Annotated in this window: 13 protein-coding genes; 5 read left to right on the forward strand and 8 right to left on the reverse strand. The window is 64.3% G+C overall.

All coding sequences use genetic code 11. The features are described from left to right. Positions 1–7: 7 nt before the first annotated feature. The gene (locus ABIA96_RS04985; RefSeq protein ID WP_354135913.1) at positions 8–382 is read left to right on the forward strand and encodes a response regulator; all 375 of its coding nucleotides are present in this window, start codon (positions 8–10) and stop codon (positions 380–382) included. 167 nt (positions 383–549) lie between these two features. Here ABIA96_RS04985 and ABIA96_RS04990 read toward each other — a convergent pair whose 3' ends face one another. Next, positions 550–3,168 (reverse strand): TIGR02302 family protein, encoded by a 2,619-nt coding sequence (locus ABIA96_RS04990; protein WP_354135914.1) that lies wholly within the window; start codon positions 3,166–3,168, stop codon positions 550–552. Positions 3,169–3,347: 179 nt separating this feature from the next. On the opposite strand from ABIA96_RS04990, the gene ABIA96_RS04995 reads away from it, so the two are divergent. From ABIA96_RS04995 to ABIA96_RS05005, 3 genes are all read left to right on the forward strand, one after another. Beyond that, positions 3,348–3,731 carry a carboxymuconolactone decarboxylase family protein gene (locus tag ABIA96_RS04995; RefSeq protein ID WP_027514149.1) on the forward strand — a complete coding sequence of 128 codons (384 nt, stop codon included), beginning with the start codon at positions 3,348–3,350 and terminating at the stop codon, positions 3,729–3,731. Between the two features lie 136 nt (positions 3,732–3,867). Then, positions 3,868–4,758 carry an NAD(P)-dependent oxidoreductase gene (locus tag ABIA96_RS05000; protein WP_354135915.1) on the forward strand — a complete coding sequence of 297 codons (891 nt, stop codon included), beginning with the start codon at positions 3,868–3,870 and terminating at the stop codon, positions 4,756–4,758. A gap of 216 nt (positions 4,759–4,974) precedes the next feature. Continuing rightward, on the forward strand, positions 4,975–6,720 hold the full coding sequence (locus tag ABIA96_RS05005; protein ID WP_354135916.1) for a tannase/feruloyl esterase family alpha/beta hydrolase: 1,746 nt from the start codon (positions 4,975–4,977) through the stop codon (positions 6,718–6,720). A 40-nt stretch (positions 6,721–6,760) separates the two neighbouring features. Here the strand turns inward: ABIA96_RS05005 and lysA are convergent, their stop codons facing one another. From lysA to argH, 3 genes are all read right to left on the reverse strand, one after another. Next, positions 6,761–8,026, reverse strand: coding sequence for a diaminopimelate decarboxylase (gene lysA / locus ABIA96_RS05010; RefSeq protein ID WP_354135917.1), 1,266 nt, complete (start codon positions 8,024–8,026; stop codon positions 6,761–6,763). Between the two features lie 23 nt (positions 8,027–8,049). Further along, entirely contained in the window at positions 8,050–8,340 is a 291-nt protein-coding gene (lptM, locus tag ABIA96_RS05015; RefSeq protein WP_354135918.1) for an LPS translocon maturation chaperone LptM, read from the reverse strand. 93 nt (positions 8,341–8,433) lie between these two features. Then, positions 8,434–9,831, reverse strand: coding sequence for an argininosuccinate lyase (gene argH, locus ABIA96_RS05020; protein WP_354135919.1), 1,398 nt, complete (start codon positions 9,829–9,831; stop codon positions 8,434–8,436). A 105-nt stretch (positions 9,832–9,936) separates the two neighbouring features. On the opposite strand from argH, the gene tlpA reads away from it, so the two are divergent. After that, positions 9,937–10,602, forward strand: coding sequence for a thiol:disulfide interchange protein TlpA (gene tlpA / locus ABIA96_RS05025; protein ID WP_354135920.1), 666 nt, complete (start codon positions 9,937–9,939; stop codon positions 10,600–10,602). Here tlpA and ABIA96_RS05030 read toward each other — a convergent pair. From ABIA96_RS05030 to ABIA96_RS05045, 4 genes are all read right to left on the reverse strand, one after another. Beyond that, entirely contained in the window at positions 10,599–10,793 is a 195-nt protein-coding gene (locus ABIA96_RS05030) for a hypothetical protein (protein ID WP_354135921.1), read from the reverse strand. The two genes, tlpA and ABIA96_RS05030, sit on opposite strands and share 4 nt — an antisense overlap. A gap of 192 nt (positions 10,794–10,985) precedes the next feature. After that, positions 10,986–11,867, reverse strand: a complete 882-nt coding sequence (locus ABIA96_RS05035; protein ID WP_354136418.1) for a 3-hydroxybutyryl-CoA dehydrogenase — start codon at positions 11,865–11,867, stop codon at positions 10,986–10,988. Between the two features lie 192 nt (positions 11,868–12,059). Next, on the reverse strand, positions 12,060–13,010 hold the full coding sequence (locus tag ABIA96_RS05040) for an electron transfer flavoprotein subunit alpha/FixB family protein (protein ID WP_354135922.1): 951 nt from the start codon (positions 13,008–13,010) through the stop codon (positions 12,060–12,062). Beyond that, complete coding sequence (locus tag ABIA96_RS05045) at positions 13,010–13,759, reverse strand: electron transfer flavoprotein subunit beta/FixA family protein (protein WP_354135923.1); 750 nt, start codon at positions 13,757–13,759, stop codon at positions 13,010–13,012. The genes ABIA96_RS05040 and ABIA96_RS05045 overlap by 1 nt, the downstream gene beginning before the upstream one ends. Positions 13,760–13,821 lie beyond the last annotated feature (62 nt).

The raw sequence follows: 13,821 nt of genomic DNA on the forward strand, positions 1-13,821 counted from the left end.
TGGTCCCATGCCAAGAATATTGATCGCCGATGACGAGGATTCGATGCGCCAGCTGGTGGCGCGCGCCATCGCCATGGATGGCCATGAGACCGTCACCGCACAGGACGGCGCCGAAGCGCTGGAAATCCTGACCCGCGAGGACGGCGCGTTCGACCTGTTGCTCACCGATATCCAGATGCCGGTGATGGACGGCATCGCGCTCGCACTCTCCGCCGCGCGTGATTTTCCCCAGCTGACCATTTTGCTGATGACCGGCTTTGCCGATCAGCGCGAGCGGGCATCGAACCTCAATGCGCTGGTGCATGACGTCGTGACCAAGCCGTTCTCGGTCGCGGACATTCGCACGGCGGTGGCGGATGCGCTTGCGGCGAAGAAGGGGTAGCTGCGACGCCAGTGTCGTAGCCCGCATGAGCGGCTTGTCCGAGCTACCGCACTGCTCCAACGTCGTCATTGCGAGCGCAGCGGAGCAATCCAGAATCTTTCCGCGGAGACAGTCTGGATTGCTTCGCTGCGCTCGCAATGACGGAGGATGAGGCGAGAGCGTAGCCCTCAAAAATCCTTCAGCAGCCGCTCGATATAGTCGAGTTCGATCTGCGGGCGCGAGGGGTCGCCGAGGCGGCGGCGGAGTTCTTCGAGGATGCGACGGACGCGCTGGACATCGATCTCGCCGGGGATCTTGACCGTATAATCATCGCCGAATTCGCGGCCGTGCAGCGGACGCCCGAGCGGGTCGGTCTGGTTGCCGCCGCTCTGCTGGCGTCCGGCACGATTGCCGGGACCGTCGCCCTGGCCGTCGCCGTCGCCCTGCTGCATCGCCTCGGCCATCTTCTGCGCACCCTTGCGCATCGCATCCAGCGCCTTGCCCTGGGAATCAACCGCGCCGTCGGCATTGCCATCGCCGAGTTTCGAGCCCGCATCGCCCATGGCGTTGTCGGCGGAATCGAGCCCGCCGTCATCATCACCCTGGTCGGCATCCTGATCGCCATCCTGGCCGGGCTGACCCTGGTCGCCTTGCTGACCTTGCTGGCCCTTCTGTCCTTGCTGGCCTTTCTGACCCTTCTGCGCGAGGCCGCGCTTGGCCATTTCGTCCTGGAGCTTCTTCAAGCGGTCGCGCAACGACTGCTGGTCCTGCTGGAGGTCCGACATCGACTGGTCGCCAGGCTGCTGCTTGCCGCGCATGCGGTCGCGCCGGGAATCCTGGCCCTGCTTGTAGGTCTTGTCGCGCAATTGCTGCTGCTTGCGGATCATGTCGCCAAGTTCGTTGAGCGCCTGCTCCATGTCGCTTTCGCCGGACTGTCCCGGCTGCGCCATCTGAAGCCCCTCAAGCATCTGCTGGAGCTGGTCGAGCAACTGCTTGGCCCCATCCTTGTCACCGGAGCGCGACAGGCGCTCCATGCGGTCGATCATGTTCTGGAGGTCCTGCTGGCGCAGGATCTTGGTGTTGGGATCAAGCGGACGCGCGAGATTTTGGGCATCCTTGTTGTTGCGGAACTGCTCGGCGAGCTGGCGCATGAAATTGTCGAGCGCCGCCCGTAGATCCTGCGTGAGCTTCTTGATCTCCTCGTCGCTGGCGCCACGCTCCAGCGCCTGTTTCAACGCGTCCTGCGCCGCGCGCAACGCCTTCTCGACGTCGGAGATGTTGCCGTCCTCGATCGTCACCGCGAGCGCCCACAGGCTCGCCACGACCTCGCGCAATGAATCATCCGTGCGCGCGGCCTCGAGCTGGCGCGTGACACTGTAGAGGCCGAGATATTGCCCGATCTCCTGCGTGAACAGTTCGGGCGCGATCATCAGCGCGTCGAGCGCGGTGTAGACGTCGGAGTTTTTGTTGGCGTCGAGCGCGAGGATGCGGCGCTGCTCGATCAGCGCACGCGCCAACGGCTTGCTGAACAGCCGCTCGGGCAGCCGCATGTTGAACGGTTCGCTCTTCGCCTCGTTGCCGGCCTCGTCCTTGGCGGTGAGCGTCAGCATGACATCGGCGCCGGCATAGGGATCCTCGCTGAGATCCTTCACCGTCTGGCCGACGCCGTTACGGGTGCGCGCGTTCGGCAGCACGAGCGGGAATTGCGGCGGCTGGAACAGGGGCCGCGCCGCGGTCTTGCGATCATTGTCCTTGCCGGCATCTGCGGAGCGCGGGGCAACTTGCGCCTCGGCGCCGGTGACGCCGTAATCGTCTTCGATCTTGTAGACGAGCTGGAGCGCGCCGCGCGCCTGGCGCTCCGGATCCTTGGCGAGCGCGATCGTCGGCGGATGGTCCGGCGTCGCCGCAAAGGCCCATTGCGGCTGGCCCGAGGGCGCGCGGACATGCGCGGTACCATCGCCGGTGATGGTGAAATGCTTCTCGTTGGTCCCCTTGGGCGCGGCTTCGGTCGGTTCGGCCTCCTTGAGGCCGCCGGAAACCACGACATCGAGGCTCCCGCCGGAGGAGCGCACGATCAGGGTCGAACCGGCGGGAACGGCGAGCGGGCCGCTGGCGGGAAGTGCGGCGGCCTCCTTGTTGGCGGCCGACAGGATCACCGGCGGCTTGCCGGTGTAGAGTGGCGGCGTGACCCAGGCGTCGACGCGGACATTGGTCGGCGCCAGCACGCCGTTCCAGTCGAAGGCCGCGCCCAGCCGCAATCCGCGCTCATCGCCGGCGGCGAAGAAGGTCGCGACCAGCATCACCATGACCAGCGCACGCAGCGCCCAGGGGTCATGGATGGCGAGGCGCGGGTGCGGCAAACCGGCGCGGATGCGCTTGAGCGAGGCCAGCGTGCGCTCTCGCTGCGCCTGCCAAAGCGCCTGCGCCACCGGGTCCTGCGAGGTCAGCGTGTCCGTGAGCGTCGTGGCGGGCCGATGACGGATGCCCGAACCACGGTCGAGCCGGGCAAGCGCCTCTTCGCGGCTTGGCCAGCGAAACCGAATCAGGGGGAACAGGGCGACAGCGGCAAGGCCTGCGAAAATGACGAGACCGATCGCACGGGCGACAAATGGCAGCGCCAGCCAGAGTCCGGCCCAGGACACCACCAGAAACAAGCCGATGACGGTGAGAACACGCGCCAGACCCGGCCAGGCACGCTCCCATGCGATGGCATAAGTGGACCGCTTCAGGGCCTGCGCCAGCTTCAGCCGCGACAGAGCCTCATCATCGCGGATCGGGTCTGACGGGTCGGGGGTGACGCCGTTCAATCAACTCTCCAGGTTACCCGGCAGAGTTAAGCGTACCACAACGGCGGCACTGAGGCATCCGTTCCTGCACGGGAGACACCCCTTTTCCCGCATAACACGAGGACGTGACTGGTCCGACGCAACCTCGTAGTTTCCGCGGCGCCATTCCAAAGGAAATGCAAGGGAAGTAGAGGAACGCCATGGACAAGAAGATGCACGACAAGGGCCTGGAAGTCCGCAAAGCGGTGCTGGGCGAAGCCTATGTCAACAACGCGCTGAAAAGCGTCGACGACTTCAACCGTCCGTTCCAGGAAATGCTCAACGAATATTGCTGGGGCACGGTGTGGGGCCGCGAGGAGCTGCCGCGCAAAACCCGCAGCATGCTCAACATTGCGATGATCGCGATCCTCAACCGCCAGCACGAATTCCGCGCGCATCTGAAGGGCGCGCTCACCAACGGCGTCAGCCGCGACGAGATCCGCGAGATCCTGATGCAGGTCGCGATCTATGGCGGCATGCCGGCCGCCGTCGACAGCTTCCGCATCGCGCGCGAGGTGTTCGCGGAGATTGATGGGAAGGCGTGAGCCAAGCCAACCGCTCTTAACTCTATTGCTCCGTCATTGCGAGCGAAGCGAAGCAATCCAGAATTCCACACTGGCAACAGTCTGGATTGCTTGGTGGTTTCGCTCCTCGCAATGACGACGGGAAGGAAATAGCACTATGGATATCGGATTCATCGGCCTCGGAAACATGGGTTTCCCGATGGCGCGGCGACTGATCGAGGCCGGCCATAAGCTCGTCGTGTTCGACACCCGCAAGGAGGTCGTCGACAAGCTGGTCGGGCGCGGCGCCACGGCTGCGACGTCGCCGAAGGAGGTCGCCGACAAGGTCGAGACGGTGATGGCGAGCCTGCCGTCGCTGCAGGCCTCGCTCGAGGTCGCGACGGGCGCGAACGGCGTCATCGAGGGGAGCCACGTCAGGCGGTTCATCGATCTCTCGACCGTCGGCTCGCAGATGGCGGCGAGGATTCACGGCCTTCTGGCAAAACGCAACATCGTGCAGATCGACTGCCCGGTGTCCGGCGGCGTCGGCGGCGCGGAGAAGGGCACGCTGGCGGTGATGGTGTCCGGACCGAGGGCAGAGTTCGAGCTGTTGAAGCCCGCACTCGATGTGATCGGAAAGGTGTTCTTCATCGGCGAGAAGCCCGGCGCGGCGCAGACCATGAAGCTCGCCAACAATTTCCTCTCGGCCACCGCCATCGTGGCGACGTCGGAAGCGGTGGTGATGGGCGTCAAGGCCGGGCTCGATCCGGCCGTGATGATCGACGTCATCAATTCCGGCTCGGGCATGAACACCGCGAGCCGCGACAAGTTTCCGCGCTCGGTGCTGCCGCGAACCTTCGATTTCGGCTTCGCCACAGGATTGATGGTGAAGGACGTGCGGCTGGCGCTGGAGGAGATGAAGCAGCTCGGCCTGTCGATGGAGGTCGCTGATGCCGTCGGTCGCCTGTGGGAGACGGTCATCAGCGCGGAAGGCGCCGAATCCGATTTCACCGCGGCGATCAAGCCGATCGAGAAGAAGGCTGGCGTCGTGGTCGGTGGCAAGAAATAACATCAGTCCCGTAGCCCGGATTGCGCTGCGCGTAATCCGGGGTTGTTGCACGACCTGGAGAGTCCCGGATTGCGCTGCGCTTCATCCGGGCTACTCGCTCACAACCGAGGCGCGTGCTTATTGTTTTTTCGCGACGCCGCCATTCATCCTTGAGTTGTAACCTCTGTAAGCTATCCTGTCCTCTCTACAAGCCTGCAAAACATCAGGGAGGACGGAATGAAGCGTCATCGACACTTACTTGTCGGTGCGACCACGGCCCTGTTTGCCTGTGTCGCATTCGGCAGCTCGCCCGCCATGGCGACGGCGTGCACCAATCTTCGATCCTTGCAACTCCAGCACACGGTGATCAATTCGGCGGACGACAATACGACCGGCACCTTCGTGCCGCCTGGCTCGAGCCCGATCACCGGCCTTCCCGCATTCTGCCGCGTCACCGCAACCCTGATTCCCAGCTCGGATTCCAGCATCAAGATCGAGGTCTGGTTGCCGGAGACGACGTGGAACGGCAGGTTCCTCGGCACCGGCGGCGGCGGCTTCCAGGGCCAGATCACCTACAACGAGCTCGCCATCGGCATCCAGGGCGGTTTTGCCGCGACCAACACCGACCTCGGCACCGGATCATCCGGATGCAATCCGCTGTTCTGCGGCTCGGCCGGCAACATGGGCAATCCGCTCGCGATCGACTTCGGCGATCCGACGGCGCCGTCGACGGGCCTGTTCGGGCATCCCGAGCGGATCAAGGATTTCGGCTATCGCGCTATCCATCTGATGACCGAGCGAGGCAAGGAGATCGTCAGCGCGTTTTACGGCCATCGATCGCAACGGGCCTATTTCGCCGGCTGCTCCACCGGCGGCCAGAACGCCCTGATGGAGGCGCAGCGCTTCCCCAACGATTATGACGGCATCCTTGCCGGCGCGGCCGCATTCAACCGCACCCACCTGCACATCGCGGGGCTCTATGGCTGGCAGAACACGCACGCGAGCCCGGGCCGTTTCATCCAGGCCGGCCAGATGACGCTGATCAACCAGGCCGTGCTCAAGCAATGCGTCGGCCAGGACGGCGGCGCCCAGACCGACCAGTTCCTGACCGATCCGCGCGACTGTCGTTTCGATCCGAAGGTCCTGCTCTGCAAAGGTAGCAATTTGCCGCCGGCATGCCTGACCTCCGATCAGGTCACGACCATGCAGCGCTATTACGCCGGCACGATCGACCCGGTGAACGGACAGCTCGTCAATCCGGGCTCCGAACGCGGCAACGAGACCGACGACATCCTTGCCCTCGGCCTGGCGTTTCAGGAGCGACTGCCGGAGCCCGCGTTCGACGGGTTGTTCTACTGGGTATTCGGCCCGAGCTTCGGTTACCCGGCCAGCGCAACCAACTATGCCAATTTCGATTTCCACCGCGACATCGACAAGGTCGACGACCAGCTCGCCGCGGTGCTCAACGCGACCAGCACCGATCTCGGCGAATTCAGGGGACACGGCGGCAAGCTGCTGATGTACCACGGCTGGGCCGACCCGCTGATTCCGTCACAGAGCAGCATCAACTATTTCCTGGCGCTGGTGGGCAATGAAGGCCCGGGATTCCAGCAGGGCGTCCAACCGGTCGCCTTGTTCGATCATGGCAACGGCAATCCGGCGCTGCGCCGGACCCAGAGCTACGCGCGTCTGTTCATGGTGCCCGGGCTGTACCATTGCTCCGGTGGACCCGGTCCCAACACGTTCGATGCGCTCACGCCGCTGGTCAAATGGGTCGAGGCTGGCGTCGCGCCGGAAACGATCCTCGCCACGAAGTTCGTGGCCGATACGCCGCCGGCGGTTCAGATGACCCGGCCTCTTTGCCTCTTCCCCAAGGTCGCAAAGTACAACGGCAGCGGCGACACCAACAACGCAGCGAGCTTCACCTGCGTCGCCGACGAGAACGATTTCAACCAGAAGCCGGCTCCGAAATACGGGCCGTGACGAACAGGCAGCGCCGGCGAGTCCAGCCTCGCCGGCGTCCTCACAGCCACGGTGCCGGCGTATCCATCGCAATCAACTGCTCGACCTCGATGCGCGGGCGCACGACCGCGTATTGACCGCCCTTCACCAGCACCTCCGGCACCAGCGGCCGCGTGTTGTAGGTTCCGGCCTGCACGGCGCCATAGGCGCCCGCGGTCATGACGGCGATGAGATCGCCCGGCTTCGGCGTCGGCAGCGTGCGGTCCAAGGCAAGGTAGTCACCGGTCTCGCAGACGGGACCAACGACGTCGGCCCTGATGGTCGCCGCGCCCTTTGCCGGCTCCGTCACCGGCAGGATGTCGTGATGGGCCTCGTACAGCGTCGGGCGAATGAGGTCGTTCATGGCGGCGTCGATGATGACGAAATTCTTGCCGTCGCCCTGCTTCACATAGATCACCTTGGCGACCAGGATGCCGGCATTGCCGACGATCATGCGGCCCGGCTCGAACATCAGCGTGCAGCCGAGATTGTGGCTGACGCGCTTGACCATCGCGGCATAGGCATCCGGCGCCGGCGGCGCCTCGCGGTCCATGTAATAGGGAATGCCGAGGCCGCCGCCGAAATCGACGTGGCTGATGTTGTGGCCGTCGGAGCGCAGCGTCTGCACGAATTCGGACAGGATGCGGAACGCGGTCTCCATCTTGGAGAGATCGGTGATCTGGCTGCCGATATGCACGTCGGTGCCGGTCACCTCGATGCCGGGCAACTTCGCCGCACGCGCGTAAACCTCGCGGGCGTGGACGATCGGAATGCCGAACTTGTTCTCGGACTTGCCGGTCGAAATCTTGGCGTGCGTGCCGGCATCGACGTCCGGATTGACGCGGATCGAGATCCGCGCGGTCTTGCCCGTCTCGGTCGCAACGCGCGAGAGCAATTCGAGCTCGGGCTCGGATTCGACATTGAGACAGAGGATGTCGGCGGCCAGCGCGGCACGCAGCTCGGTCTCGGTCTTGCCGACACCGGAGAACACGATCTTGCTGCCGGGAATGCCCGCGGCCAGCGCGCGCTTCAGCTCGCCGCCCGAGACAACGTCAGCGCCGGCACCGAGCTTGGCAAGCGTGCGCAACACCGACTGGTTGGAGTTCGCCTTCATGGCGTAGCAGACCAGCACCTTCTCGCCGGCAAAGGCGTCAGTGAAGACGCGGTAGTGCCGCTCCAGCGTGGCGGTCGAATAGCAATAGAACGGCGTGCCGATTGTCGCAGCCAGCTCGGACAGGTTCACCGCCTCGGCGTGCAGCACGCCGTTGCGGTAGTCAAAATGGTTCATGGCGTTGGCTCAGTTACCCCAGCCTATCGGCCGGGCTTTTCGTCCAGGAGCGGGTCGAGGATAAACGGCTTCTTCTTGCCCTTGGTCGCCGCCGGTGGGGCATCCGCGCCATAGGTCGGATTGAACACGCTCGGCGTTTTCTGGGCTTCGGTCTCGGTGTCGGTCGGCGCGGCGATGTTGGCCGTGGACGCGTTGGAGGCGGTCGGCGGCAAGTCGAGCGGGCCCTTGCGGCCGCAGCCAGCGAGCGCAAGCACGCTCAGGCTCAAGACAATGATGGCCCACCCCGAGCTGGCCGGGCGAAACTTTGACGTCACGACGAAATCCCCACTACGCGGGGCGTACCATACAGAGATTGGCGCGCTCTGGCGAGAGCCGGATGACCATGAAACATAAGCGAAATTTTGCCTTCAGCCCAATTTTCGCTCTTTTTCCAGCCGCTTCGCCCAGGCCTTGGCCTGCGACGTCACGTTCTTCGGCGCGGTGCCGCCGAAGCTGGTGCGGCTCTTTACCGACGATTCGACCGAGAGCACGCCGAGCACCTCCTTGGTGATCTTCGGCTCGATCGCCTGCATGTCCTTGAGCGGCAGTTCGTGCAGCGCCACGCCGCCCTCGGCAGCCTTGGCCACGATACGGCCGGTGACGTGATGGGCCTCGCGGAACGGCATCTTCAGCGTCCGCACCAGCCAATCGGCGAGATCGGTCGCGGTGGCATAGCCTTCACCGGCAGCAAGCTTCATCTTGGCTTCGTCGGGCACGAGGTCGCGGACCATGCCGGTCATGGCGCGGATCGCGAGCGACAGCGCAGCAAAGCCCTCCATGGCGCCCTGTTTGTCCTCCTGCATGTCCTTTTGATAGGCGAGCGGCAGGCCCTTCATCACGATCAGGAGACCGTTGAGCGCACCGATGACGCGGCCGGTCTTGGCGCGCACCAGCTCGGCGGCATCAGGATTGCGCTTCTGCGGCATGATCGAGGAGCCGGTGGTGAACTTGTCGCTGAGGCGGATCATGCCGACCAGCGGCGAGGTCCAGATCACGATCTCCTCGGCGAAGCGCGACATGTGCACGGCGCAGATCGAGGCGGCCGACAAGGTCTCCAGCACGAAGTCGCGATCGGAAACCGCGTCGAGCGAATTCGCCATCGGACGGTCGAAGGCAAGCGCCTTCGCCGTGGCGTGGCGGTCGATCGGGAACGAGGTGCCGGCGAGCGCGGCCGCGCCGAGCGGCGATTCATTGAGCCGCTTGCGCGCATCCTGGAAACGGCCGCGATCGCGCGCGGCCATCTCGACATAGGCGAGCAGATGGTGGCCAAAGGTGACGGGCTGCGCGGTCTGCAGATGCGTGAAGCCGGGCATTACAGTGCCGGCATGCTCCAGTGCGCGGTCCACCAGCGCCTGTTGGAACGCGGCGAGCGCGGCATCGGTCTCGTCGACGATGTCGCGGACATAGAGACGGAAGTCGGTCGCGACCTGATCATTGCGCGAGCGAGCGGTGTGCAGGCGGCCGGCAGCGGGCCCGATCAGCTCCGTCAGGCGGCTCTCGACATTCATGTGAATGTCCTCGAGCGCCCGCTTGAATTCGAAGCCGCCCTTGCCAATCTCTGACAAAATCGTGTCTAGACCCTTGCCGATATTTTTCGCATCAGAAGCCGTGATGATGCCTTGGCTGGCAAGCATCGCGGCGTGGGCCTTGGATGCGGCAATGTCCTGGGCAAAGAGGTGACGGTCGACGTCGATGGAGACGTTGATCTCTTCCATGATCTCATCGGGACGTTCCGAGAACCGGCCGCCCCACATCTTGTTGCTCATGATCCCCTGCTCACGCCTTGCTTGCCGCTGGCCACGTTTGCTGGCTCGCGCCAGCCGTATTAAGAGGCCCCTGATAGCCATATCTGCGACCGGATGACAAACGATATGCTCGACAAGAAGCCCTCCGCCACACGCCGGATCCCCCTCGTTATCGCCACCGTGGCGGTCGGCGGGCTGGCCGGCTTCGCCGCGCTGTACGGGCTGGGCCTGAGCCGGGCCCCGTCAGGCGACCCGGCCTGCCGGGCAGCGGTGGCCACGGCCCAAAAGATCGCCCCGCTCGCTCATGGCGAGGTGGCGGCGCTGACCATGGCGAGCACGCCCCTGAAGCTGCCGGATTTGGCCTTCGAGGACGCCGACGGCAAGCCGAAGAAGCTGTCGGATTTCCGGGGCAAGACGCTGCTGGTGAACCTCTGGGCGACCTGGTGCGTGCCCTGCCGCAAGGAAATGCCGGCGCTAGAGCAGCTCCAGACCAAGCTTTCAGGCCCGAATTTCGAAGTGGTCGCGATCAATATCGACACCCGCGACCCCGAGAAGCCGAAAAACTTCCTGAAAGACGCCAATCTGACCAGGCTCGGCTATTTCACCGATCAAAAAGCCAAGGTTTTCCAGGATCTTAAATCGATAGGCCGGGCCCTGGGCATGCCGACCTCAGTGCTGGTCGACCCGCAGGGCTGCGAGATCGCGACCATCGCAGGGCCGGCGGAGTGGGCAAGCGACGACGCACTCAAGCTGCTTCGGGCCGCGTTAGGCCCGGCTGCCGCGTCGCTTTAGGCAGAGATATTCAGGTTGCCGCCGACGCCGGCGCCGACATTGGCCAGCGAGGGCTGACCGGCGCCCAACAACGTCAGGACAGCGGATTTCTCCGCATCCGCGTTCTGTTTCATCAGCGTCGCCGAGATATTCGACTGCAGCGCGCCCTGCTGAGAGGCCAGCATGGTGCTGACCATCGCCATCGTGTCCATTACGCAAACCCTCGTAGAGGCTGCACCCTAGGCGGAGTGGGTTAACGCGGCATGAATTGTCACAAGGTCGACCCACGGCCGAGGTGCCGTAGCAAGGGTGGGCAAAGGCGCGCTTGCGCCGTGCCCACCATCTGTTCGCAGATTGGATGAAGCGGTGGGCACGCTTCGCTTTGCCCACCCGGCACCGCTGCTTTAGCGCGTGGGAACCGGCTTGGCGCCGCGATAGTCGTAGAAGCCGCGCTGGGTCTTGCGACCGAGCCAGCCGGCCTCGACATATTTCACCAGCAGCGGGCACGGCCGGTACTTGGAGTCGGCAAGTCCCTCGTGCAGCACCTGCATGATCGACAGGCAGGTATCGAGGCCGATGAAATCGGCGAGCTCCAGCGGGCCCATCGGATGGTGTGCGCCGAGCTTCATCGCCGCGTCGATCGCCTCGACATTGCCGACGCCTTCGTAAAGCGTGTAGATCGCCTCGTTGATCATCGGCAGCAGGATGCGGTTGACGATGAAGGCCGGGAAATCCTCGGAGACGGCTACCTGCTTGCCGAGCTTGGCAACGAACTCCTTGGATGCCTCGAAGGTCGAATCGTCGGTGGCGATGCCGCGGATCAATTCGACCAGCTCCATCAGCGGCACCGGATTCATGAAGTGAATGCCGATGAAGCGCTCGGGCCGGTCGGTGGCGGCGGCAAGCCGGGTGATCGAGATCGACGACGTGTCGGAGGCAACGATCGCTTCCGGCTTCAGCACCGCGCAGAGATCGTGGAAGATCTTGCGCTTGACCTCTTCCTTCTCGACCGCGGTCTCGATCACGAGATCGCAGTCGGCGAGGTCGTCCAGCTTTTCGGCGAGCTTGATGCGCCCGATCGCCTTGGCCTTGTCGTCGTCGGTGACGCCCTTCTTGGAAACCTGGCGCGCCAGATTGCCGTTGATGGTGGCCATGCCCGACTTGAGACGATCAGCCGAGACGTCGTTGAGCATCACGTCAAAGCCGGCCAGCGCCGCGACATGCGCGATGCCACTGCCCATCTGCCCCGCGCCGATCACGCCGACCTTCTTGATCACTGCCGCCATAATGTCATCCACCGGAACGGCGCGCATGTCGCGCCTGCTTAATCCCCGAGCCGGGAGGCCTGATTTAACCAGAACCTTGGCTCGAAACCTAGATTGGATCGCTGTCCCGGCGTGCCCCACGCCAAAGAAAACGCCTCAAAAAAGAAACACCGGCCGGAGTGTAGCACTCCGGCCGGTGTTTTTACCGCGTTTTTACTTGCCGAGCTTGCCGAGCGCGTCGGTGAGCTCAGGAACCGCCTGGTAGAGGTCGGCGACCAGGCCATAATCGGCGACCTGGAAGATCGGCGCGTCCTCGTCCTTGTTGATCGCAACGATTACCTTGGAGTCCTTCATGCCGGCCAAATGCTGGATCGCGCCGGAAATGCCCACCGCGACATAGAGCTCAGGGGCCACGACCTTGCCGGTCTGGCCGACCTGCCAGTCGTTCGGCGCATAGCCGGCGTCGACCGCCGCACGTGAGGCACCGACACCGGCGCCGAGCTTGTCGGCAAGCGGCTCGATGTACTTCGCGAAGTTCTCGCGGCTCTGCATGGCGCGGCCACCGGAGACGATGATCTTGGCCGAGGTCAGCTCCGGACGGTCGCTCTTGGCGACTTCCTCGCCGACGAAGGACGACAGGCCCGGATCGGCCGCAGCCTGGACGCTCTCGACCGGCGCGCTGCCACCGGCAGCGGCGGCCTGGAAGGTGGAGGTACGGACCGTAATGACCTTCTTGGCGTCCTTCGACTTCACCGTCTGGATGGCGTTGCCGGCATAGATCGGACGCTCATAGGTGTCGGGCGCGACGACCTTGGTGATCTCCGAGACCTGCATGACGTCGAGCAGAGCTGCGACGCGCGGCATCACGTTCTTGAAGCGCGAAGTCGCGGGCGCGACGATCGCGTCATAGGACGGCGCCAGCGAAACGATCAGCGCGGCCAGCGGCTCGGCGAGATCGTGCGCATAGGGCTCGCCTTCAGCGACCAGCACCTTGGCAACCCCAGCGAGATTCGAGGCAGCATCGGCCGCAGCCTTGGTGCCCTGCCCGCCACCGGCGACCAGCACGTGGACGTCGCCACCGAGCTGAGAGGCCGCGGTCAGCGCCTTGTTGGTGGAGTCCTTGAGGACCTCGTGTTCGTGTTCGGCAATCAACAGCGTCGTCATCAGAGCACCCCGGCTTCGTTCTTGAGCTTCGACACCAGCTCGGCGACGTCCTTGACCTTGACGCCGGCCTTGCGGCCCGCGGGCTCAGCCGTCTTCAGAACTTCGAGGCGCGCGGTGACGTCGACGCCGTAATCGGCGACCGTCTTGTCCGCGATCGGCTTCTTCTTGGCCTTCATGATGTTCGGCAGCGACGCATAGCGCGGCTCGTTGAGACGAAGATCGGTGGTGACGATCGCGGGTCCCTTGAGCTTCACGGTCTGCAGGCCGCCATCGACTTCGCGGGTGACCTTGAAATCAGAACCTTCGACCTCGAGCTTCGAGGCGAACGTCGCCTGCGACCAGCCGAGCAGCGCGGCCAGCATCTGGCCGGTCTGATTGCTGTCGTCGTCGATCGCCTGCTTGCCGAGAATGATCAGGCCGGGCTGCTCTTCGTCAGCGACCTTCTTCAGGATCTTGGCGACGGCGAGCGGCTCGACCGCGCCCTCGGCCTTCACCAGGATGCCGCGATCGGCGCCCATGGCGAGACCGGTGCGGATCGTCTCCGACGCCTGCGCCGGGCCAATGGAGACCACCACGACTTCAGTCGCCTTGCCGGCTTCCTTCAGGCGCAGGGCTTCCTCGACCGCGATCTCGTCGAAGGGGTTCATCGACATCTTCACGTTGGCGAGTTCAACGCCCGATCCATCGCTCTTGACGCGGACCTTGACGTTGTAATCGACCACCCGCTTTACCGGCACCAAGACCTTCATCGATCCTCTTTCACTCAATTTCGGAGGGGGGCTATTCAACTGGCGCGGAACCTAAAGGCCTG

The sequence above is a fragment of the Bradyrhizobium sp. LB11.1 genome, from assembly GCF_040549385.1.
Taxonomy (GTDB): Bacteria; Pseudomonadota; Alphaproteobacteria; order Rhizobiales; family Xanthobacteraceae; genus Bradyrhizobium.

What these genes read in the sequence shown, in the direction of transcription:
- ABIA96_RS04985 (WP_354135913.1), top strand. Translation starts at nt 8, where the DNA reads ATGCCAAGAATATTGATCGCCGATGACGAGGATTCGATGCGCCAGCTG.
- ABIA96_RS04995 (WP_027514149.1), top strand. Translation starts at nt 3,348, where the DNA reads ATGGACAAGAAGATGCACGACAAGGGCCTGGAAGTCCGCAAAGCGGTG.
- ABIA96_RS05000 (WP_354135915.1), top strand. Translation starts at nt 3,868, where the DNA reads ATGGATATCGGATTCATCGGCCTCGGAAACATGGGTTTCCCGATGGCG.
- ABIA96_RS05005 (WP_354135916.1), top strand. Translation starts at nt 4,975, where the DNA reads ATGAAGCGTCATCGACACTTACTTGTCGGTGCGACCACGGCCCTGTTT.
- lysA (WP_354135917.1), bottom strand. Translation starts at nt 8,026, where the DNA reads ATGAACCATTTTGACTACCGCAACGGCGTGCTGCACGCCGAGGCGGTG.
- argH (WP_354135919.1), bottom strand. Translation starts at nt 9,831, where the DNA reads ATGAGCAACAAGATGTGGGGCGGCCGGTTCTCGGAACGTCCCGATGAG.
- tlpA (WP_354135920.1), top strand. Translation starts at nt 9,937, where the DNA reads ATGCTCGACAAGAAGCCCTCCGCCACACGCCGGATCCCCCTCGTTATC.
- ABIA96_RS05030 (WP_354135921.1), bottom strand. Translation starts at nt 10,793, where the DNA reads ATGGACACGATGGCGATGGTCAGCACCATGCTGGCCTCTCAGCAGGGC.
- ABIA96_RS05035 (WP_354136418.1), bottom strand. Translation starts at nt 11,867, where the DNA reads ATGGCGGCAGTGATCAAGAAGGTCGGCGTGATCGGCGCGGGGCAGATG.
- ABIA96_RS05040 (WP_354135922.1), bottom strand. Translation starts at nt 13,010, where the DNA reads ATGACGACGCTGTTGATTGCCGAACACGAACACGAGGTCCTCAAGGAC.
- ABIA96_RS05045 (WP_354135923.1), bottom strand. Translation starts at nt 13,759, where the DNA reads ATGAAGGTCTTGGTGCCGGTAAAGCGGGTGGTCGATTACAACGTCAAG.